This window comes from Bacillus sp. FDAARGOS_1420 (assembly GCF_019344915.1).
Classification (GTDB): Bacteria; Bacillota; Bacilli; order Bacillales; family Bacillaceae_G; genus Bacillus_A; species Bacillus_A mycoides.
In genome coordinates this window covers 107449-130279 of record NZ_JAHWJB010000002.1, presented here as the reverse complement: position 1 = coordinate 130279, position 22831 = coordinate 107449, and the positions used below count along the sequence as shown (strand labels likewise).

General features: G+C 33.6%; 23 protein-coding genes. 3 read left to right on the top strand and 20 right to left on the bottom strand.

Going from position 1 to position 22831, the window contains the following annotated elements:
- The first annotated feature begins 97 nt into the window (after positions 1 to 97).
- The gene (locus I6L50_RS10865; RefSeq protein ID WP_219301416.1) at positions 98 to 985 is read left to right on the top strand and encodes a DMT family transporter; all 888 of its coding nucleotides are present in this window, start codon (positions 98 to 100) and stop codon (positions 983 to 985) included.
- A 224-nt stretch (positions 986 to 1209) separates the two neighbouring features.
- Here I6L50_RS10865 and I6L50_RS10860 read toward each other — a convergent pair whose 3' ends face one another.
- Positions 1210 to 1977 (bottom strand): TSUP family transporter, encoded by a 768-nt coding sequence (locus I6L50_RS10860; protein ID WP_219301414.1) that lies wholly within the window; start codon positions 1975 to 1977, stop codon positions 1210 to 1212.
- Positions 1978 to 2087: 110 nt separating this feature from the next.
- Here I6L50_RS10860 and I6L50_RS10855 point away from each other — a divergent pair, with 110 nt between their 5' ends.
- On the top strand, positions 2088 to 2873 hold the full coding sequence (locus I6L50_RS10855; RefSeq protein WP_219301412.1) for a TrmB family transcriptional regulator: 786 nt from the start codon (positions 2088 to 2090) through the stop codon (positions 2871 to 2873).
- Between the two features lie 163 nt (positions 2874 to 3036).
- On the opposite strand, the gene I6L50_RS10850 is transcribed toward I6L50_RS10855, so the two are convergent.
- The 8 genes from I6L50_RS10850 to I6L50_RS10815 form a co-directional block, all read right to left on the bottom strand.
- Positions 3037 to 3204 carry a hypothetical protein gene (locus I6L50_RS10850; protein ID WP_000169779.1) on the bottom strand — a complete coding sequence of 56 codons (168 nt, stop codon included), beginning with the start codon at positions 3202 to 3204 and terminating at the stop codon, positions 3037 to 3039.
- 44 nt (positions 3205 to 3248) lie between these two features.
- Positions 3249 to 4535, bottom strand: coding sequence for a replicative DNA helicase (gene dnaB / locus I6L50_RS10845; protein ID WP_219301410.1), 1287 nt, complete (start codon positions 4533 to 4535; stop codon positions 3249 to 3251).
- Entirely contained in the window at positions 4532 to 5389 is an 858-nt protein-coding gene (locus tag I6L50_RS10840; RefSeq protein WP_219301408.1) for a DnaD domain-containing protein, read from the bottom strand. Before I6L50_RS10840 ends, dnaB begins: the two co-directional genes overlap by 4 nt.
- A gap of 196 nt (positions 5390 to 5585) precedes the next feature.
- On the bottom strand, positions 5586 to 5912 hold the full coding sequence (locus I6L50_RS10835; protein ID WP_219301406.1) for a nucleoside triphosphate pyrophosphohydrolase: 327 nt from the start codon (positions 5910 to 5912) through the stop codon (positions 5586 to 5588).
- A 50-nt stretch (positions 5913 to 5962) separates the two neighbouring features.
- A complete protein-coding gene (locus I6L50_RS10830) occupies positions 5963 to 6706 on the bottom strand; it encodes a MerR family transcriptional regulator (protein WP_016126637.1) in 744 nt (247 codons plus the stop codon).
- A gap of 8 nt (positions 6707 to 6714) precedes the next feature.
- The gene (locus I6L50_RS10825) at positions 6715 to 6966 is read right to left on the bottom strand and encodes a hypothetical protein (RefSeq protein WP_016126636.1); all 252 of its coding nucleotides are present in this window, start codon (positions 6964 to 6966) and stop codon (positions 6715 to 6717) included.
- A 3-nt stretch (positions 6967 to 6969) separates the two neighbouring features.
- Positions 6970 to 7308 (bottom strand): DUF4870 domain-containing protein, encoded by a 339-nt coding sequence (locus tag I6L50_RS10820; protein ID WP_219301404.1) that lies wholly within the window; start codon positions 7306 to 7308, stop codon positions 6970 to 6972.
- Between the two features lie 265 nt (positions 7309 to 7573).
- Positions 7574 to 8686 (bottom strand): site-specific integrase, encoded by a 1113-nt coding sequence (locus tag I6L50_RS10815; RefSeq protein WP_219301402.1) that lies wholly within the window; start codon positions 8684 to 8686, stop codon positions 7574 to 7576.
- Between the two features lie 690 nt (positions 8687 to 9376).
- Between I6L50_RS10815 and I6L50_RS10810 the strand changes: the two genes are divergently transcribed.
- Entirely contained in the window at positions 9377 to 9721 is a 345-nt protein-coding gene (locus tag I6L50_RS10810; RefSeq protein WP_180233547.1) for a YopX family protein, read from the top strand.
- 70 nt (positions 9722 to 9791) lie between these two features.
- Here the strand turns inward: I6L50_RS10810 and I6L50_RS10805 are convergent, their stop codons facing one another.
- From I6L50_RS10805 to I6L50_RS10755, 11 genes are all read right to left on the bottom strand, one after another.
- Positions 9792 to 12800, bottom strand: a complete 3009-nt coding sequence (locus I6L50_RS10805) for a TrlF family AAA-like ATPase (protein WP_219301400.1) — start codon at positions 12798 to 12800, stop codon at positions 9792 to 9794.
- Positions 12801 to 13052: 252 nt separating this feature from the next.
- Positions 13053 to 13817 carry a DUF6602 domain-containing protein gene (locus I6L50_RS10800; protein ID WP_180233548.1) on the bottom strand — a complete coding sequence of 255 codons (765 nt, stop codon included), beginning with the start codon at positions 13815 to 13817 and terminating at the stop codon, positions 13053 to 13055.
- A gap of 183 nt (positions 13818 to 14000) precedes the next feature.
- Complete coding sequence (locus I6L50_RS10795; protein WP_219301398.1) at positions 14001 to 15248, bottom strand: hypothetical protein; 1248 nt, start codon at positions 15246 to 15248, stop codon at positions 14001 to 14003.
- Between the two features lie 701 nt (positions 15249 to 15949).
- Complete coding sequence (locus I6L50_RS10790) at positions 15950 to 16459, bottom strand: hypothetical protein (RefSeq protein ID WP_142341562.1); 510 nt, start codon at positions 16457 to 16459, stop codon at positions 15950 to 15952.
- A 669-nt stretch (positions 16460 to 17128) separates the two neighbouring features.
- On the bottom strand, positions 17129 to 17905 hold the full coding sequence (locus tag I6L50_RS10785; protein ID WP_219301396.1) for a hypothetical protein: 777 nt from the start codon (positions 17903 to 17905) through the stop codon (positions 17129 to 17131).
- 379 nt (positions 17906 to 18284) lie between these two features.
- Positions 18285 to 18836 (bottom strand): helix-turn-helix domain-containing protein, encoded by a 552-nt coding sequence (locus I6L50_RS10780; RefSeq protein ID WP_219301394.1) that lies wholly within the window; start codon positions 18834 to 18836, stop codon positions 18285 to 18287.
- Positions 18837 to 19148: 312 nt separating this feature from the next.
- A complete protein-coding gene (locus tag I6L50_RS10775) occupies positions 19149 to 19523 on the bottom strand; it encodes a hypothetical protein (RefSeq protein ID WP_219301392.1) in 375 nt (124 codons plus the stop codon).
- A 56-nt stretch (positions 19524 to 19579) separates the two neighbouring features.
- Positions 19580 to 19969, bottom strand: a complete 390-nt coding sequence (locus I6L50_RS10770) for an exonuclease domain-containing protein (protein WP_219301391.1) — start codon at positions 19967 to 19969, stop codon at positions 19580 to 19582.
- A gap of 253 nt (positions 19970 to 20222) precedes the next feature.
- Positions 20223 to 21332, bottom strand: coding sequence for a P63C domain-containing protein (locus tag I6L50_RS10765; protein ID WP_219301390.1), 1110 nt, complete (start codon positions 21330 to 21332; stop codon positions 20223 to 20225).
- Between the two features lie 253 nt (positions 21333 to 21585).
- Positions 21586 to 22017 (bottom strand): hypothetical protein, encoded by a 432-nt coding sequence (locus I6L50_RS10760; protein WP_219301388.1) that lies wholly within the window; start codon positions 22015 to 22017, stop codon positions 21586 to 21588.
- 26 nt (positions 22018 to 22043) lie between these two features.
- Positions 22044 to 22316 (bottom strand): hypothetical protein, encoded by a 273-nt coding sequence (locus tag I6L50_RS10755; RefSeq protein WP_219301387.1) that lies wholly within the window; start codon positions 22314 to 22316, stop codon positions 22044 to 22046.
- Between the last annotated feature and the right edge of the window lie 515 nt (positions 22317 to 22831).

The following is a 22831-nucleotide window of genomic DNA, read 5'->3' as shown; positions in this document are numbered from 1 at the left end:
CGATAAATTTTCGTTCCAAATATTCAGAATTAACATTAAAATAAACGATAGGGATAGGGGTATGGAATCATAAATTATACATAACGAGGGAATAGAAATGAAAATTCAATTAAAAGCTGATTTAATGCTACTACTAGTTACATTTTTTTGGGGTGCATCCATCCTACTTACAAAGCTTGGACTTGATGGCATAGAAGAATATAATTTAATCGCATTACGATTTATTATTGCCTTTCTTTTATCAGGTTTAATATTTTACAAACACTTATTCAAAGTCAATTTTAAAACTGTAAAATATGCCTTTATACTAGCTTCTGTTTTATTTATCGTTTACATTTTTGCGACATTCGGTACAAAGTATACAAGTGTATCTAATGCCGGTTTCTTACTATGTCTCACAGTCATTTTCATTCCGATATTATCAGCTATATTTTTAAAACACATTCCTGAAAAGAAAGTTATATTAGGAATTGTGTTAACGATAATAGGAATTGGCTTATTAACATTAACTAGTGAATTCAAAATCGGTAACGGCGATATATTTTGCATACTGTCTGCCTTATTTTATGCCATTCATGTCATCATTACTGGAAACGTAACAAAACATGTGAACTCGATTGCGCTCGGGGTCATACAACTCGGTTTCGTCGGCCTATTTAGTCTTATTTTTTCATTAGTGATGGAAACCCCAAAACTTCCTAGCACGATCAACTCATGGCTAATCATATTAGCCTTAAGCATATTTTGCACCGCAGTCGCATTCATCGTGCAAGTTATCGCCCAGCAATACACGACGCCAACACATACGGGACTTATCTTTTCATTAGAACCTGTCTTTTCAGCAGGATTTGCCTTTGTTTTCACAGGTGAAACACTTACAGGGAAAGGGTATTTAGGGGCGACACTTATATTGTTAAGTGTGGTGATTGCTGAGGTGGATTTTAAGGGGTTGTTGCGGGTTAATTATAAGAAGAATATAGAGTAAACATTTCACTATGATCAATAAACATACCCCATAAAAATATGAGTTTATATCATTCTCTTCACTTAGATTTTCTTTTAAATGAGACTTTTTTAGATGCTATCTTCGAATAAGGTAGCATCTAAAAAATGTTAAAATAAATTTGCCCCTAGTATCTTCTTATATTTTATGTAGCCTTCATATTTGACCTTTTCTACGTTCTTTGAAGTAAAGATGTTCAAAATTACTTACTGAATATAGTCATACAGATTTTTCGCTAACAATAAACAAGTTACTGTAATGAAAAGAGCACGAACATACCCGCTTCCTTTTTTTATAGCAAATTTGGAGCCAACAATCCCTCCAGCAATTTGAGCAATCCCCATTATAAAACCATACACATAGTTTACTTGCCCTACATACATAAACATCAACAATGCACCAACATTACTTCCTAAATTAAGAAGCTTCGCATTACCTGCTGCTTTTAAAAAATCATACCCAATAAATAAAAGAGAAAACATTAAAAATGAACCTGTGCCAGGACCTAAAAATCCATCATAAAAACCAATAGTAAAAACAAAAAAAGTAAAAATAATGACGTGTCGACCAGACAATTTCTTATGAGTGGAAATACTACCCCAATCCTTTTTGAATATCGTATAAATAGCAACCGCACCAAGCATAATCAGCATCAATGGCTTCAGTACTTCTGGGTTCATTAAATGAACGGTCCATGCCCCTATTATGGAACCTATGAAAGTGAGTGGAACTAATTTAAACGCCGATTTCAAATCAAGATTACCAGAACGATAAAACACAATATTACTAGTTGCACACCCCATTGTCGACGCTAGTTTATTCGTAGCTACTGCACTTGCTGGATTCAGTCCTGTAAATAATAAAGCGGGTAAGGCAATGAGTCCTCCACCACCTACAACTGAATCAATAAATGCAGCTAAAAATCCAAAAGCAATCAAAATAATTAATACTGATGGGTCTAAATAAAAATCCATACTATTAACCTCCCCTTTAGTCACTATCCGAATAGTAACTAATAATTTGCTAAATGTAAACAGTTATTGTAACGTTGAAATATAAAAGCAAACATCGGAGGACGAAAAAAGTGGACTACATAGTGCAACAGCTTAAAAAAATTGGTTTTAATGAATATGAAGCTAAATCTTATGTATCTCTTGTTAAACAGGGGCCTGTCACAGCCTACCAAGTGAGTAAAGATTCGGGTGTCCCTAGAGCACGAATTTACGAGATTTTGGGTAACCTTGTAGAAAAAGGAATTGTCATGAAGGAAGAAATAAATGATACCACTCGCTATTCACCTCTACCGGTTGAAGTCTTTTTACAGAAGGCTCAATCAGAATGGCAGTCTACTTATGAAGGAATCAGTGATTCATTAAAAAAACTAGAAACTTCCGAGGAAAAAACAGATAATCGAGTGATTACGTTAAAAGACAATAAAACAATCATTAGCTATTGTCAGGCATTAATAAAAAAAGCAGAACAACGTATTGTCATTTCAATGTGGGATGAGATGTATGAAGCGTTAAAAGAGGATCTATCTGAAGTAGCTGATAAAGTTACAATACAAGGTATTACCCTGCATGTTGAAAATCCCATTAAAAATCTAGAAGCCCATCGCATAACACCTTATACAGAAACCTTGTCTACAGAACATTGGTTTATTTTATCGATAGATTCTAAAGAGATGATTTATGGACCATCACTTGAAGAGCGTAATATTGCTTTTTATACAGATGATCCCGTTCATATATACCTATTAGAGGATTATGTATGGCATGATGTTTTAGTAAATCGACTTGTCCGACGTAGCCAAGATGATTTGCAGCAATGGATTACGACAGAGAGAAAATCCTTCTTTATGGAAAAATAAGAAGCATATTCAAGAGCAACCCCAAAAATTTGCGTATTAAACCTAACAACTTCTCCGTACAAAAATAGCCGACTATTATATAGTAAATAGTCGGCTATTTTTATATAAATTTATACAGACGCTGCCATTTTCCCTTTGCGGAATATTCCCATTAACCCAGCGATTAATGAGATAAACGCTTCTCCCATTCTTTCACCTTCTCAATTGTTACATCTAATTTCTTAGCTACTTCTTCTATACTCATTCCCTTAAAGAGCATTCCAGCTGCCGAAAGTGCTTTATCTATTTCTTCTTGCTTCTCTTGCTCATATAAACGACCTACTTTTGTCAACCGTAACCACTCCTTTACCTTTTTATATGCCTTCTTCTATTTTATTATCCACTCTCCACAAACCGCCCAAACTCCTTCAAAAATCTCAGCTTAAAACTACCCACAGGCCCATTCCGATGCTTCGCCACATGGATCTCCGTCATCTCTTTTTGCATCGTTTCCTTATCATAATAATCCTCACGATACATAAGCATAATGACATCCGCATCTTGCTCAATTTGTCCCGTCTCTCTTAAATCTGATAAAAGCGGGCGCTTATCTTGACGTGATTCTACTGAACGAGACAATTGCGACAACGCTACTACACAAACATTTAAATCACGCGCTAACAACTTAAGCTTACGTGAAATTTCACTAATCTCCTGAAATCGATTGCCCTTATGCTTCGGATCGCCCGTAATAAGCTGCAAATAATCTACAATGACTAAAAGCTTTTTATCACCGTGCTTCCTCTTTAACTTACGAGTTTGCATCCAAATATCTTGCACTGTAACGCCTGCATTATCGTAAATCTCAAGTGGTAATTCCCCGATCTCCGCAAACGCCTTACTCACCTTTTCCCAGTCTTCCATCGCAAAACGGTGCTTTGGATTTTTCAGCCTACCTCCTGACACTTCACCTACGCACGACGCCATCCTTTTTAACAATTGCTTACTACTCATTTCTAACGAAAACAATCCAACCGCCGCTCCAGACTTCGCCGCATGCAGTCCAACATTTAACGCAAACGCAGTCTTCCCCATAGAAGGACGCGCTCCAAGAACAACAAAATCACCTTCCTGCAATCCGCACGTCATTTTATTTAACGATATATAACCAGTTTCAATACCAGTATTCTCTTTCGTATCTTGATGAAGCTCTTCATATAAACCAACTAACGCATCCTTCAAATCAAACTCACATACACAGTCCTTTTCCTCTAACTCACAAAGTTCCGTAATCGTCTCACCAATAATTTTCTCATTCTTCTCCGCAATAAGACGCTCTCCCATCTTGTGCCCAAGAACGCCAGCCTGATACATTTTCCAAGCACCTCGAACAAGCCCCTCATAATAAGAGAAGTTGGCAGTTGTAGGCACACCATCCATTAACCCTATAAAATACTCCATTCCCCCGATCCCCTGCAAAAACTTCGGATCCACCCTAGAAATGAACGTCACAAGATCAATCGGTTGCCCCTCTTCTTCCATTTTTCGCATCAGCTGAAATATAGACTTGTGCACTGGCATAGAAAAATACTGCTCCGTCAAACGGCACTCCTTAATAAGCTCCCCATCAAGTAATAGAGAACCTAACACCGTCTGTTCCGCCTCCACGTTTTGAATACTCATGGCCGCCACCCGCGTTCCGCTAAAAAGCGCTGCAACTCTTCCTCTGACGGCACATTCTTCTCCCACTCCTCACACTTCGCCAAAAAATTCTCCGTCTCCCCAGTACTAACAAACGACTCCATCTTCCTAAACCTCGACGTATCCGCCTCAACCTCAGACACCTTCGTAAATCCTTTCCCGTGCCACCCTCTCAAAATCCCCTTCACATAAGCAACCGTCCGCTTATTATTCTCAAACGCAATTTGAAGAGCCTTCAGCACAAGCTCCTCTGACAAATCATCCATCCACGCACTCAGTTCCTCTACCGTATGAGGGGACAAACTACCGAAATTTTGTTCATAAAAAGAAAACACGCGACTTCCCGTCTCTTCCTCTGTAACCTCTTCTTCCGCCTCTTCACAAACTGGCTCAACATCATCCACAGCCAAATCACTCGGCATACCGAAATGCGCTAAAAGCATCGGAACATTCAGCTCCTCCTCTACGCACTTCTGAAGAAACATATGTACAAACTCCTTATTCTTCACACCCTTAAGCTCACGAAGCACACACTTCTCCACATTCGTATTCGTCACCGGATTATAACGAAGCCAATTCAAAACGAATAACTCCCGAGTATCCGCATCATAAAGAATCTTCCCATAATCAATGAAGCGCTGCACAAGCTTATCAACAGTCTCCCGATTATAACCCGTCTCCATTTCAGCTAACCGCTTCGGAAACGGAAAAATCCCGCACTGCGTCGTCTTCGAACAAGTTAATAAGTAAACATAAAAATACCGCTCCTCCGGCGTCAAATCTAAAACAAAATCATCCTGCCAAAAATTCACCTGCACATTACGATACACCGCCACCCTAATTCCTCCTGTCCCGATTCAAAAGTGAAAAATTCTTCTTTGTACTATATATAGGAAGGAGGGGTGGGTTTTTGGCGTGTTATTTCAAATTTTTTTTGACTACTACTACGGTGTTTGTTGGTGTTTTTGTTTTGTTGTGTTTTTTCTTAGTGATTTATTACTTGGTAGGGGCTTTGTAGGGGTATGGGAGGGGCTAGTTATCAGTTACTTCGATTAAGAAGACTCGATTTTGGAAGCCGCCTCTTTCTTTTGCTTTCTTTTTACGGATTGTATTGATTTCTTCTAGTGTTGTGCCTTCGTATTCGGCTAGGGCGTTTATTAGTTCTAGCAGGTCGGATAGTTCTTCTAGTTTATGTTCTTTTGTGTCTGCCTCTAGATACTCGGTTAGTTCTTCTTGTGTTTTCTTGCAGATTTCTTTTATGTATTCGTCTTCAGGTAGAATTCTTGTTGTGGGTGTTTTTCCCTTAGCTTTTATTATTTGTGGGATTTTGTTTCGGATTAGTTTGTTGTAGGTTGGCATGTGGGTTCCTCCGTTAGTTTTTCTTCTATTATAATGGAAAAGCAGTTTAACTAGGTGTTAAACTGCTTCATTGCTTCTTTTATATATTTTTCTTCTCCGGTTGTGAAGAGGGCTGGGAGTTCGGATAGTGGGAGGTTTGATTGTTTAATTATGTCCTCTATATCACTTTGAGATGTATCAAGATAGTTCGTTACCTCTTCTATTAAATTAAAAAATTCCTTCAAGGTAACTTGAACATCTTGATGACTCGGATCCTTCTCTTCTACCTTACACTTTTTCAACTTCCCTATCATATCCATAAATCGCCGATCAAATTTTTCTTTTAATTCCTTATTATCATAAAACGCTCGAACACTATCCGTTGAAAAGTGTTCCTCTAACCATTCTTTATTTTCTTTCTCCCATATGAAAGTTTGCAAAAACGAAGAAAACAAAGCGATATCCACGCGTTCTTCCTTTTGAAATTTCTTCGTCATCTCATCCATATGTGAAAGCACCTTCGCAATTCTTTCTTGCTCTACCAAAAGCACTTCCCTTTGAAAATGCATTTGTCTTAAAAATTCTTCTGTCTCTATATCACGCTGCAATATAATATTTTGAATTTCCCCAAGCGAAAACCCAAGATGCTTAAACGATTGAATTTGCTGCAGCACATACAAATCATCTGTCGTATATAACCGATGTCCACCCTCAGTATAATCGCTCGGCTTTAATAAATTAATTTTGTCATAATAACGAAGCGTCCGTACCGTAACATCCCCAACACTTGCAAACTCACTAATCATCCACGCCATATCATCACCTACTCCGCTAACTTCTCTTTCACATACTGAAGCATATAAGAAAAGCTCATCTCATTCCGCCTACAATATTGAAACAAACCTACAACAAGCAATACAAAAGGAACATTCCTTCTATAACGATGTTCATACTCACTAATACCGTCATAAAAGTACTCATACTTTCTTTTTCGTAAAATAATATAAATCGCAATAAACAACACTGCGGCCATAATAAAAATTCGCTTTCTCCTTATCTCCACTTCTTGTTTCATCACCTATTCTCCTTCCACTGCGTACTTATCTTCTTTAAATAACGGAATTCGAATGAAATAACGATATGGCTCGTCGCGTATCACTTTCCACGCAACCATGATCACTTGAACTACCTCAAGAGCAAACACAATCCAAAACAAAACATCACTAATACGCGAACTAATATTAAATAGAAGAAAAATTAACAAATGAAAATTGAACGCCTTTCGGCAATGATATTTGTACACTTCATTTTTACGTGCCAGTGTAATGTACATGAGTAGTGGTGAAAAAATTCCTATTGCGGCTGATAGTAGTAACATGATGATGGAATTTCTTTTTTCTTTTGTGGTGGTTTTCATGATTGGTTTGGTCCCTCCTTTTTGATTTGTCTTCTTTAGGTTAGGGGGTGACGTTGGGGGAGGTGCAAGAGGATTATATAGATTAAATTTAGTAACACCAATATAAATAAAATATGACCTTTATCTTGACAGGGTGGAGGTCGTGAGTTCGAGCCTCTCCGGGGTCATATAGTCTGAAACCGTGTCAAATTAACGCTTGATGCGGTTTTTATTTATTTACTTTCATCCTCTATAGAGCCAGTGGTCACAGAATTGGTCACATTACCTACAAAATCTCTTCTATTTTATTAACTGCATCCTCTTGCATTGTTGGCAATACATGTGAGTATGTGTCTAATGTGATTTTGATGTTACTGTGTCCTAAGCGTTCAGAAATCACCTTCACGTTCACACCTTTAGCCAATAACAACGTTGCATGTGTATGACGTAAATCGTGAAATCGAATCCTTGGCACAGCCGCTTTCTTAATCAAAGCGTTTAGACTTCTTCTAACATTAGCAGGATTGATTGGCATTCCAGTAGGAGTACACATCACCAAGTCATTGTCTTGGTATTCCTCACCTTGACTCAGCTTCTCTTTCAATACGACTGCTCTATGCTTCTTTAGCTTCGCTACTGTTGATGCAGGTAATAGTACCTTTCTTAAACTTGATTTCGTCTTTCCTCCAAGCAAGAACGTCTTCCCATCATGGCTTAACGTTTGGCTAATAGTTAAATGTCCCTTTTCTAAATCAACATCTTTCCACCGCACCCCTAGTAATTCACCTTGCCGCATTCCAGTTACAAGAGCCATATGAAAGACCATGGAATACCTGCTATCCTGTGCAGCTTTCAAGAACAATTGGATTTCTTGTTCATTCCACACAGTTAACTCTTCCTTATCACCTTTAGGTAACTTGGTTTTAACCGCAACATTTTTACTAATTATCTCCAAATCTATTGCATGTTCAAGAGAGTTCCGAATAATTTTGATTATTTTTTCAATTGTCCCTCGCTTTAAACCTTCGTCTCGTAATGAATTAACGTAGTTTTGCATATGCAATGATGTTAACTTGGCTAGTTTGATATTGCCTAACGAAGGGATGATACGACTGTTTAGATACCCTTTTAGTACTTTTGCGGTTTGAATACCGACACTGTGCTTCTTTGTATTAAACCAACTCTCCAGATACTCACCATAAAGTAGCTTGCTAGGTTCTACATATGTTCCAATATGAACTTCTGAGAGTAGTTTTGTTAAAGCATTTTCAGCTTCTTTTTTGGTAGTAAATCCCCTTTTCTTTTTTTGTTTCCTTTGACCTGTTAATGGGTCAATACCAATATCTACAATATAAAAATACTTTCCTGTTTTCTTATCTTTTTTGACGCTTCCTTTCATTGTTAAGAGCCTCCTTGGAGTCCTTAACTGTGCTGTATATGGTAATTTTATTATAGCCCATACTCTTATTATGGACTATAATATTGCTCCATACCTACATACAGGCAACTAAATATTATTTGCACATGTTTTTTAACAGCTAGAACACTAATTAATAATTAACTGTCTGCATATAAAAACTCAATCATGTAGCATTAATGGATTAAATACCAATGCTTCTCGTCTTCAAAATTGCTTCTATCCTTCATAAAACTTTTGTTTTTTAACGATAAACCAATAAAAAAGTCTGCTAAATTACAAAAAAATAAAAACATTATGATAATATCTCTTGTATGTACATAGTACATTATAATAAGCACAATTAAAAATGCTATAACCTCTTTATTTATTGGTATTATTCCATCTTGTATATACTTTAAAATCCCCGTATAATTCTCTAAAAATTCTTATCTAAGATATTGAATCCTTTCTAACATTGTGGAAAAATGCCAGTTGAACTTTTATTCAACACTTTTTTCTTTGTTCTTCTGCTTTCTTAAAGTTTTTAAAATCTTTTATTATTTAAAAACCTATTTCTCTTTTTGGAATAAATTTAGCCGGCTATAACTCTGTATACGGAAGCCAATATCGTTTGATGATATGTAAATAATTAACATTAACTACCTAAGGATTATTAAACGAGGTGATGAGGTGAACACATTTAAACTAAAGGCCTACGACAACTTTGAAAAAAAAATTTATGATATCATCGAAATTAATTTTGAAAAAAAAGAGGTAATTGTTTCGTTTAGAGGTGGTTTAAGAAATCGATACAACCTAGAAGATGTGACAATCGTACCTTTTATAGGTTTAGTGGATAAAAACTCAAATGAAATTTATGAAAGGGATTTACTGAAAAAAGATAGTGAAGAATATGTCATTACTTATGATAGTATTAACTGTACATTTATCGGAATCAATAAATGGAATGAAAATGAATATATAAAAAAACTAATTGCCTTAGGATTTACTGTAAGCGGCCGAAATTCACATTGATACTATGAAGAAACCATCAAAATAAACCTAAAGCACAGTCCTGCTAAGATATGCTTTAGGTCCAATTGGATTATATAAAATATTTTGATTCTCTATTTTTAAATGCAGGTGTGGTTCCTTCTAAAATGTCAATAATCTTTGAATTTATAACAGGATTTTCAATAGAACCTGATTGATATTTAATCTGGTTCTTATTTGATTTATCCATACTTGCATGAATAATTTGTTCTGCATCACACACTACAGCTAGATTTGGATTATGTGTAATAATTATGATTTGTCTTCGATTTTTTGCTTCTTTAATACAAGGAACTAATAAATTGAATACCGTTTGGTTATCCAAATTTTCTTCCGGTTGGTCAATAATTAATGGAATATCATCATTATCCACTAATAGGTAGAATATTAGAAGTAACGAACCTTTTTCGCCTGGAGATAATGTTTTTAATTCTTTGTCTCCTAACCTCAAACTATATGTAGGTTGTAAATAAGATAAAGAATATAGATGTTCATAAATCTCTTGTAGGGATACATTTTTTATAAGTTGAGATTGTATATTATACGTTTCTGGCTCAGTCTCATCTTTTTTACTTAGAGAAGAAATAATTTCATTAACAAATTGTACAATAGAATCAGAAGTATTAAAATCATATTTCAATATCAACTCATTTAAAAGCTTTCTTCCTTCTTCCTTACCAAGAAAAACTCCTTTTACACCTTGATTAATAAAAGATAAAAATTTATCAGTAAACCCCTTAGTTTCTAAAGACACTTCAAAATTCAATTGGAATTTCTCATCATTTAATGGGTGTTCAGAAATAAAAGTTTGAACAGGATTATATAACTCTTCATAAACAGCCTTTATTCCCATGATGTTTTGATGAATTTCCTTTAACTTTAATTCTCTATTTTCCTTTAGCTGCTGTAGTTTTCCTACAACTTTTTCTTCTATTTCTGTTTTTTCTTCTTTTAAAATCTTTAATTTTTTATGTAAATCATCCAATTTCCGAGTCCAATCAGCTAACTCTTTTACGTACAATTGATATTTTCTTTGTGGTTCGTCAAGCTGCGCTTGTAGCTCTCTAATTTCTTCCTCTACTTTATTTTTTTTAGTATAAAGGTTCTGCTCTGATTCATTAATCAATATATTGTTAAGCCGTTCTTTCTCAGACAGAAACTCTTCTTTACTTTTTTGCAATGCATCTGTAGTAAGTGTTAAGGATATAATACTCTTAATATCAATTTCTAAAGCATTTGCTTCTTTTTCACAACTGGAAACAAAAGCATCATACTGTTTTCGAAAGTTTGTTATATATCCTTCAATTATTTGAATATAAGAGAGCTTTTCTTCAACTTCTATTTGTTTTAATGATTGCTCGCTAATGAATTCGGTTATTTGTTGTAAGTTCGTATTTAACTCACTAATCTTTTTAGTTACTTCTGATATTCTTCCTTGAACTTCAGGATTCCCTTCAGCTTTTTCCACTTCTTTTGGTTTAATCTTTAAGTGAACCTCTATTTCCTCTTCCTTGTTTTTGATTTGTTCACGTGCCGACTTTTTATGTGCACTTATACATAGCTTTTCTGTTGAAATAATTGTTTCATTGATGGTCGCAACCTCAATTTTCAGTGTCTCAATATTTTTCTTAAATGTACTAGTCTTTGCACTAATTAATGCGTTCAATGTTTTTTGCTTCAATCTATCTTTTTCAGATACGTGCGAATAAATAACTTCTTTTAATTCTTCTTCAAACTTTTCATCATCTAAATTACATAGTTTTTCAATAAACTGTTGCGGGAGATATTTTACCTTTTCAATTTCATGTTGTAATGGATTTTCGCTAAGATTTCTTTTTTCTAGTAAATCACTTTCCCATTTCATTTCCCCATAAAAACTCGTAGAAAGATTGTTTCTTCTAAATTTATCCTTAGTTAAAAACGAAAATTCCGCATGATTTTTGGTATTACCCATTAATCCTATAATATCAGCAATGGCACTTTTTCCGTTCCCCTTATTACCAATTACCGCCACTAAGTCATGATTCAGAGGAATTTCTGAGTCAAACCACCCTTCATGTTTGGCCTCCTCTATTTTAGCTATTTTAATAGAGTGTATGTATTTGGTTGGATTCTTACAAACCTTATCTAACTTGAACGGCATATCACCTACAAATACACGACTTTCAAATTCGTTTCGAATTTGTTTTAGTCCATCAAACGTCGGGTCACACTTAAACCAAGTAAAACATTTACCTAGTCTGTCTTTGTTTTCTGAATCTGAAAAACGATGAGCATCGCTGCAATCCAATAATCTTGAATTCACATTATCTTTTAGCAGACTCTCTTTCGCTTTTTTAAAATGTTCTACACTTTCACTCGAAGTAAATACAAAGTCACAATCATTTATAATGGTTTTTTTATCAGCAATAGAATGGTCTGACCATTTAATATCTGCCCACTCCGTTTTCCCAACAGCCGTAAGATATTTATTTTTAAAATATGTTCTAGAAAGAACCTCTGAAATCTCCCTTATATCTAAATTAAGATTATTAAATCCTTCAATAAGGTCACTATCATAATATTTACGTTGTTCCTCAGGAACTGAATCTTTTATTTGCTTCCCAAATTTCTCTAAACTATTCCTGGTTATTAAACCATCCCATCGCATACTTTCATGCTCATGACTTAATGTGTATTTAGAGGTAAGAGCATTTAAAAACTGAGATTGAATAATATCTGGCTCTATTGCATTTGAAAAAATAATATGATAATTAACACGGCTTAAGTGACTCTTTGTACCACCAAACTTATTTAATCTTAGTTCAATTACTGGCAAGATTAAATCTATATTTTGAAGCCTTCCATTTTTTTTATACTCAAGTACCTTTATATAACCATCTAGGAAAATATAATCATTAATACCTATTACTTTTATTTCAGGAGGTAACCTTTCTAGGTCTGAAATATATTTTTCCCAAACATCATCTTCAGCAGCACAATTGTATTGATGAACTAAAGATTCCGGTGTATGCACATGTAAATCCCATTTTCTCCATAGTGACCCTCGGACATCATTCATTTTATTATCATCTCCAAATTATTAATACCTACATCAAAATTATACATGGTTTCAATAAAAATTTAATAATTCTAAACATCAAGTTTATATACATCCATTAGAATGCCAAATTACTCTCTTTTTTCAAATTTACAACATCGCATATATTTATAAAGTCATCATTTCATCGATGCTTAATTATTATCTTAAATGGAATATGGATTCTTACCTTGTCCCTTTACGACTCAGGCCAACAATATAATACATTTATAATTAAAGTAAATCACTCCCTATTAACAAATCAATTATTAATGAATCCTCTTTTCCATTTGGCGTTCTAATTGGGTATAGAAACCATGATTTATCTAAAACCTTCTCCGGGGCTACACATTCAATTAGATTTGATATAAAATAAGAAAAAGAAAGTTCATGAATATTATAGAAACTATAAACCTCGTCAATTAGATGCTCATTTTTCTCTCCGCTTTTCCAATACTTTATGAATATGTTCTCACCAATACATAGATGATTGACCAAGCCCTTACTTTCATAAAATGCCTGCTTTAAGTTTGAATTTAATTTACTTCTTTTTATCATTATACCTCTTTTTTCGAAAGCAAAGACCCCATTAAACTTAGATTGAGTTGCTAATAATGCATTTTGTGTTGCCTTACAAATTACTTCTTTTACGTCCCCACTCTCTAGAGCTGTTTTAACCTCAATTAAACCTCTCACACTCTCTGGTGTAGTTATAATAAAGTCACCTTCACTAAACAATAAGGGGTATGTATTATCATAAATGATTATATCTATTTGGCTTGAGCGTATTAATTCCCCTCGCTCATTCGTAATAATAAAGCCCGTACCCAGACTTAAATTCCTTGGAAGAAAGCGACCTATCACGTTCTTTAAGATAGATTCCTTATACCTCCCTTCCTCTCCCCAATGGGCATCACCGATTAAATTTTTCACCCTATTCTTTATCGTAATTAATTCTCGGGATAATGTTCTCTGAAACTCTTCTATACCTTTATCCATAGTAATCTCCTTTATATTCTTTTAATTCGTTTTTTAAAAATAATGTTCACCCTAATCTATTTAAATTATTATGGACTTCTTTAAAGTTTAGACACTTAATACCCTAGAATGAGGATAGTACAAACATCTCACTAATACCTTTATTGGATTCCCCCCTTCCTCTCTAATAAATCAATGAATGGGTCAGCTCATAAAACTTTTAAACATATCCTCAATACTTCTTTTATTGCTCGTTTCCTTATTATTAATTTTTTCTTTTTCTCGTTGGACTACTAGTTTAATAGGATATGGCAGTTCATTTATTCCTATCTCATTCTCTACTTGATAGATAAGTTTACTTTTTAATTCATTAAATATTGATACAGATGCTGGTGAATTAATATCTTTTGTTAAGTTAAACATTTCACTTAATATCAAATCTTGTTCAACATTCCCTAACCCTTTCCAAACACTAGGCTTAATAAACCAATGGTCAGAACCGTATAACATCCATTGTTCAATCATACATATAATAAATAACTCATTTTGCATATTATATTTCATATAATTGTCGATGAATCTTTTATATCTAATAGGACCTGACATTATTAATACCGTATCATCTTCCGATGGTATAATATTAATGACTACAGGGACATAATCTATCGCACTTCCTTTTGTTACATAAAAGTTTCCAAATCCAGACAATGTAACTGGGAAGGTTTTATCTATTTTTATTGAATAATTATGAATCCTGCTACTTCGTTCTTCTTTAATATCTTTAATCATGTTATTGTATAAACTTCTAGCTTGACCTAATGCCGCTTTAACTGTTTGGTTAATTGTACTTGTCACATTCATTCTTGTATCCATGCTCATATTCATTAAAGTCTGAACATGGATTTCAACGTCTCTTTCAACTCCTTTTTCAACAAGCTTATTCCTAAAATAAGTTTTTTTTATGTCACTATAGTTCTCTTTCATATCGGGATAATTTCTCACACCATGCTCTAAAGAGTATATTTGTCGGCAAATTGTTCTAAACACTTGAAGTCTTACATCCGCTTCTTCACATATTTCTTTTTTCTTTTCAAAAACACTAAAAATACTTTCATGTTCACTACAAAATCCAGGAAAAGTTGAAGCGACCCCGATATGCTTATTGGCCATTTTTATCTCGCCCTTATACAGATTCGGATGATAAACAAAATTGTCATCTGCTATGACTTTTAGTGGACCTGATTTTTGTATTGTATGCGAGCCAGCAATTGTTAGGGATTTACACCCTTTATACATACATCTTTGGTTATCATTCCAAGTTTTAGTACTTTCACTATGGTATCTGTAATAATTACTACTAAAGTTAGGCATATCTTCTACTAAAACATTACTATTATTATTAAATTCATCTAATATGGTATCCATTACTTTTTTAAGTATTTCTTCTTTCATGCTGTCTCCCCCCATCACATTATTTATATTTTTTCTTTTAAGTCATTCCCCTCACAGTTTCGTATTATCAGAAACTGCCTTAACTACAGCGCTTTCTTAAAAATCCAAGATTACTAGTCACTATTCCTCAACTCTTCGAACTAAAGTTACAATGTCACAGATTTTAAAACTAATATCCACTGAATTTAAAATACCTTCGGAAACACTAACCTCTAGCAGATTAAAATCCCTATGCAGGACCTCATATTTTCGCTAGATGAACTTAATATGTCTCGTAACATTGGAAGTACTATTAAACAAATTGAAAATCGTGAAAGACAAAAAGAACGACTTTCCCCTCCGAATCAATCTAGATAATACTTCTAATGAGTTCTACATAGCTAAACCTGTGAGTCCATTTGATATACTATTAGAGCGATAAAACCCTTAATTCTAATTGACATAGATTTAGAAGACCTAGATAATGAGGAATCCCTACAGATATTCAAAGATATTTATAAGCAATATTATGAATTGCTTTAATCCCAAAGACTATTAAAATCAAAATGTTATTAAATACATCTCTCTAAATATTTGTGTAGTAACTACACACAAAAAAGGTAGCTAACTGAATGTACTAACTACCTTCTTTTATTTACTTTCTATACTTGCACCTTTATATAAAATAAAAGTTTAGTATATAAGAAACCTATTAAGAGAATTTATCCTTTAATATAGCGCATCATCCCTTTAAAGATGCTATGTATATTATTTGTTACATTAATTAAAAAGATTTTTCTATGTTCAGCAATAAATATCGCTTTATATACGCTTATTGGAGGATTTATGAAAATAAACATAGATTGCTTAAGTACGTAGCCTTTTGAATCCTCATTTATTCCACGTGTTTGCAATAAATCTCCCATCGCTAATAAGAAAAGTACTAGTATAATTGAAACAGTTAGTAGTGAATAACCTACATCTAAACCTATTAAATATGCAACAATAATAAGATAGATACAACTAATTATTCCTGACCAAAAATATAGCTTAAAGAATTTATCAGACTCAGTAGATGTACTCTGACCATCGGCTAAATGTTTTATTTCAGTTACCCTATATATACTACTACAAATTGAAATACCAATTACAATTGACCAGGTTAGTAATGAAATTTCTATTAGATAGTGTATAAATAAACAAATGCAAATACCTATAAACCAGATAATCATGTTATGGACACCATTCTTCAAAGTTCTTACACCATGTCTTCCAATATGACCCTTGTTAATTTTTGTAAAAAGAATCGTACTCATGATTATAGTACAGATAAAATAAAGACCTGTAATTATACTTAAAACTTTCAAAACATACCCTTCTTTCCCTGTGATAAAAGTTTAAAATATTCTAATTGCTAATTTGTCATATTCAATAAACATCCCTCCTATAAATGTCTAACCCTAGATTTAAGAGACAGATTTTATGAAAACTCTCACTAGCCATCATTATTAACATTTAGGTCTCTTGATTATTAGATTAATCCTTGGTGGATTTTTCTACCAAATGCGTGTAATTACACTAACTAATACATAAAAGCCTACTCCTTTAAATACACATAGGAAAATCATACCATATTGATACAAAAAAGAGCAGCACTCATTTAAAGCTGCTCTCATAAGAGTTTAGTGACGTTAGTCTGTACCTACTATCTATGTTTCTCATTCATAAGCAACACATATTATAGAATATATCCCCTTATATTACATTCTGATAATGTTGTAGTACTCAAAATAAAAGACGGGTTTTATTAATTGTTCTGTAATTGATTTGATAAACTCCAAAGCCATGCCCAATCAACTTCTCCAATATACGAAAAAGTGAGAGCCTTAATCAAAAGCCTCTCATTCCTCTGATACTCCAATGCCTCCATCTTTAAATTTATTTTTATCTGTCTTGTAATGAAGCTCTGCAAGCGGAACAGCCCATTTAGCAGTATTCTCTTTATGAATCCATCGTGTACAATAATTCTTTGTAGTTGAATTATTGATTTGAAAGTGTATAAAGTATAAAATTTCCTCTTCATGCAACAATTTAAGGTATTCTACAACCGACTTTCTGTTTATCCCCGTACTCTTTACAATAGTATTAATAGCAATATACGATATCGGAACATTCTTATCTGTGCCTGTGCTATCATAAAACATATTACCGATTACATTAAGATAGGTTGCAAATATCTTAGGCTTATAATCGCTTTTCATTGCAACTATCTTTCGAATATCTTTGTAAAACACTTTGGCGAAACCCCATTCCTCATCCTTTCCTATTGGTTTGATAAAGTAGTTGTTAGCGGGTTTTAGATGGTTCGTTCTATGCTCCATTACTATATCTTCGTAAATCTCAATATATCCCATCTCTTGCAATCTGAGTAAGGATTCTTTTGTTCTTGCCTTTGTTAAACTTTGTTCTGTACTCATACCAATGAATCTCATCATATCAGTAACTCCAGTATAAGCTACTCCTTGAAAGTTGTTTGCCAATGATTTAATGATTACTAAATGATAAACATCTAATTCACCATTCTTGCCTAGTTTCTTAGTTTCCATTAATGACTTAGAAACCTTAATAAACGATTCTTCTCTTTCTTGCTTTGTAGTTGATATGGTTTTGGAACTCACTCTTATATCCCCTTCTAAATTATATTTTAACCTTCTACACCCAATACAGAGTTCAAAGAAACCTATTGGTGGGAGGCAAAAGGAGGCTTTGCCGATTTGCCCCCCTACATTTGTATCTATTATAATATCTTCTATCTAGTAATCTTCTATCTATTCCCCCTCCGAAATCACCCGATACAGCTGAAAAATACTAACGTTTTCAAAGATAGGGGGATACCTGATTTTTAGGTGTATTTTTACTTTACCCCACTTAATTTTTAGGTGTATTTTTACACACGCAACATAAACCACACCTAAATTTTAGGTGAGTTTGTTTTTTATAAAGAAATATCAGATGTTTGTTATGCAAAAACATCTGATATAAAAAAAATTTTCTGGCTCATTCCTTTCTAAATCTCTCAGCCATTTCGAATGCTCTTTGTTGCTTTTCTCCCAGTAAAATAATTACTAATTCATTTATTTCTTCTTTATTTTCATCAGCTCTGCTCAGTACATTTACCAATTCTTCAAATATTAAATAGTTTTTTACACTATGTGGATTATAATCTACATCACCTATTCTCCCTCCCCCTTCAAATAATTTTTCAATCTTTAATAGAAGTTTTTTATCCTCTATTTTTTTTGATAGATTATTTATTTCATTTTGATGTGACCAATAACGATATTGCTTATCTTCTTTAAGCTTGTTAATTGATTGATAATATTTCAACTCAATTGTTAACCGCTCTACCTCATTCAAATCAGTTTCACCTTTAACAAAATATTCACAAGGCAAATCAAAAAGGTCAACTAATTGTTCTAACCGTTTTTTGGGTATTTTCCTTTTCCCTTTTACCCAATCATTAACAGTTTGTGAAGCTACACCTAATTCTTTTGAAATATCTGTAAAAGACATGTTAAACTTTCTAGCCACATATCCTAAAACACCCATAGTATCAGCTCCTCGCTTATTAAAGACTTCATTTTAAGTCATTTTATTATAAAATAACTATACAAAAGACTTCATTTTAAGTCAATATTACTTTGTTTATTTGTGTCGAAATGTTTAATATTAGAGTTGTATATTTTTAGATTTTTAAAGTTAATATAGTACTAATTATTCTTCTCGTATCGGAAATTTTCACTCCTTGCTCGGTGTGGGTTGAGCTGCTTATCCCATCCTTCTTGAATATAGTTATATAAAAATGGAACTACTCAAACAAAAAGAGCAGCCATTTGACCGCTCTCTTATCAACCAATTTAATTATTTATCATTACTTTTTACATATAACCCCAATCTTTCTTTTGCACTCTCACATGCTGTTTCAAAAAATCCTTTAATAACCATTATTTGTTCTGGATTCAGCTCGAATCTAGACATTATTTGTATCCAATTTGATTCCTTGGTAAATCCCTCCCATGTAAGGGCATATTTGTTGTAACTGATCATTACATGTACAATCCAACGAACTAGCCTTTTCCTTCCATTTACATTTAATTCTCCTCGGTAGAATAAAGCTGATGCGGCGCTTCGTTGATATGACCTATTTACATCAATTCTTTCTGCAACATTCCTAAACAATTTCACAGTATTTCTAACATCAGTCCTTGCACGATGAGCTGAGCTTTTCCCCTCCATTTCAAGCCCATTACTTCCATTGCATATTTAAGATTAGAAGTATTTTCAAAAAATCCTCAAATGCATGCATGGTACATTACGTGTTGTAAATCTATGAATCTAGGCATATACCACTCAATATTATGAAGAATACAATCATTTTTAAGAAAATTAGAATCAGCATTCCCCCAAGTTACTATTACACATTTCTCTTCTACAAAATAATGAAACCATTCGAGCATTTCGGGGAATGTAGGTGCGTCTTGTACCGTTTTATCACTAATTCCAGTTAATGTCTCCGTATATGTAGAGATGGATGTACTTAGTTTTACAAGAGAAAAAAATTCACCAAGTACTTTTAACGTTTTAGAATCTAATTTGAATGCAGAAATTCCAACAATCCCTGTTGGCTTATTTGTTCTATATCTTCTAGCATTTGCCTCTAAATCTAATACAATGTAATACAAAAATCCCCGCTCCTTAGCTCAAAATCCTTATACAACTTCGTCTAACCGCAAACCTTGCAGGTATTGTATAAGTCAAAACTGTCACTTGTCATAGGGGGGAAATCCTTTTATTTCTATTAATACTACCTTAAATTCTGTTAATGATATTCTCTTTCTCACCGTAACTTTTCTAAACAAATAGAGAGCCGCCGTGACTACTCTTTCAGTAGAATAAGTCATATTACCAATCCGTTGCTTTATCAAATCATACTTTTTAAACGTCATCAATGGTAATCTGATAAAAATCTTGTTTCATTTTCTGTATTCGAGTAATTTTATCCGCATAAACAAGCTTAAATTTATCTTTAAAATCATCTTTATCAGATGAAAGCTTCATGATAGAAGTGAGCCCTTCTAAATGACTCCGAAGATATTGAATTCCATCATCCGAGAGATGTTGGAACAAGCGGAATTTACGGTCAACACGTCCAGTTTGACTATTGTGAATAAGAGGATTCATTTCGTCTAATTTCTCAAAAACACTAGGTGGTAACATATCATACACATAGGTTCGAGTAAACCCAGCAAAAAATTTGGGTCTTCTCTGTGTAGTCGGGTCATATGGCAGACCATAAATGCGAAAGATTTGTTCAAAATATTCACTATGAAATTCTTTAGAATACGGTCTTAACTCTTCAGATATGAACTCCTCTAATAAAATTTGTAATTCATCTTTTCCTCTAATACTCTGATAATTTGTCGCTTCGTCGATGAGAGCAGTAATTCCTACTCTTGCAAGGGAACGGAGTAATATCTTAGCCTTATTTAATACATGTTGTTGTGAAGCGGTAATTAATTCCCTTTTCTCAGCCTCCATGTATATATCGCAGATTATTGGAATAGTATTTGCATCATACCACTTTCCAGTTTTCCCATTAAACTGAGCAACATCAAAAGGTGTAATAGTGTGTAGATGTTTTGGATACATATCCATTAAAAGTGCTGCTAATACTTTAGAACCAATAATAGGAGGAAACCCCTCAAGCCTTGTTTCACCTTTCCTTTTACGGTCAAGCGCAGCAAATAAACTGGTGTCTTTAATAACTCGTCGACCATCATTTAATACCGAACATTGTAGTTTAGTATCACCTATATACAAATCCGCTTCAACTACTACAGCTCTTGGGATTTCAACAAAATGATTGTAACTCAAATCATTGTAATACTTCTCAACGAGTTCTTGCTGCTCTCTATTGAAATAGCAATCTCCATTCTCATGGATAGCAACATAGACTTTCTCTTCATCCATTACAAAATAACCGACTGCTTTTGCATGAGGCATCTTTAGACACTTCTCAACATAGCCATGTTTTTTTATCTCCACACAGATCCCTCCTTTTTAGGTCCAGCTTTTTAATATATTCTCTCCAGTAAGGACCATATTACAAAATTACGAGTTTCAAGGAGATAAAATTCATAACGCATAGAAATTTGTTCAGAATGAAAAGATTCTTTCGTCTATACAACAAATATCATTACACATTATTGCTTCTCTCCCAAACAGACAGAGAATATTCTTAACAACCCTTTGATATATTTAATATCCGTACATTCCTGTAGAATAAAGGTTTTGCGTATTAATCAGAAAAGCGAAGTTCTTTAAGCAACTCTACCAATAATTGTTCACCATCCAAATCTCGAAAGTAGACACCATTATCATCTAACTCTGAGATTCTTAATTGTAAATCCACTCTTACTTTCGACAATTCCTTGATAACAACAGATTTTTGTTCTAAAGAAATTTCTTCAGCTAACGTAGTATCTACTCCTAACATTCTGTACTCTAACTCTTCTTCTCCAATCTCGTCTGTTAGAAAGAAATTTATCAGTTCCTTATACCGCTCCCAGTGAAGTTCTGATTTAATAATAAGTACTGTTGTTCTTATAGGGTTAAAATCAGAAAAGATTTCACCAAGGCTTACACCTGTATTCTCCCAAAAATCTGTACTATACTGATAAAACCGTGATTGCTCCTTTAATACTTTCATAAATAAATCCATTTTCCTCATTTATTTCCCCCCTCCCTTATTTTTCACTAGTCCCATGCACCTTTTATAACCTTAATGCCAAGCCCTTCTTCTGCAACTAACACTAGGGCTTGATGCATCGTAATTCCATTTTCATTTATTTTTTTGCTAAGTGGAGAATCATTCCACACCGCAAAAAATTGTTCTTCATTTAGCGTTTCCATGTGTTTCTTAATTAGCATATTTAAATCATCAATCAAGCTTTGGATGTTATCAAAATGTTTCTTAACGTATTCTTCAACTACCTGTTCGTTTGATTGCTCTTCATTATCAATAGACATTGTATATCCCCTCCTAAAATTTTTTATTTATTCCCAAAAACCTCCTTTCATTTATTATATTATAAAACAAAAATTAATTATTTTCAAAATATTTAAAATAAAAATAATAAATAAAAATCCGCTGTAATACTGTATTAGTTATACAGTGTCACACTAACACATTAACTTTACGCTGTTAAAAACACCCCTATATAATTATATTTAAATAACAATCATTTATTTTCATTTCAAATAAAAAACCACAATAATATTTCAAAATCTCTATTATAAATACCGTCCCACCTTATCCTCTAATGCTAAAAAAGCAAAGTATTCCCTCGATTCATACCTTTTTGTATCGTGTGATTTAGGGTACTATGTACCCCTGCTTTAGTAAAAAGACTATAAAAATGTGGAAAACAGCCCCCCCCTCTACGCAAAAAAGGAATGAGTCACCTCATTCCCTTTACCATTATACGGACAGTTAAGGACATAATTTTGTGGTCACAGAATTGGTCACAACCCTTTCTGTTTCA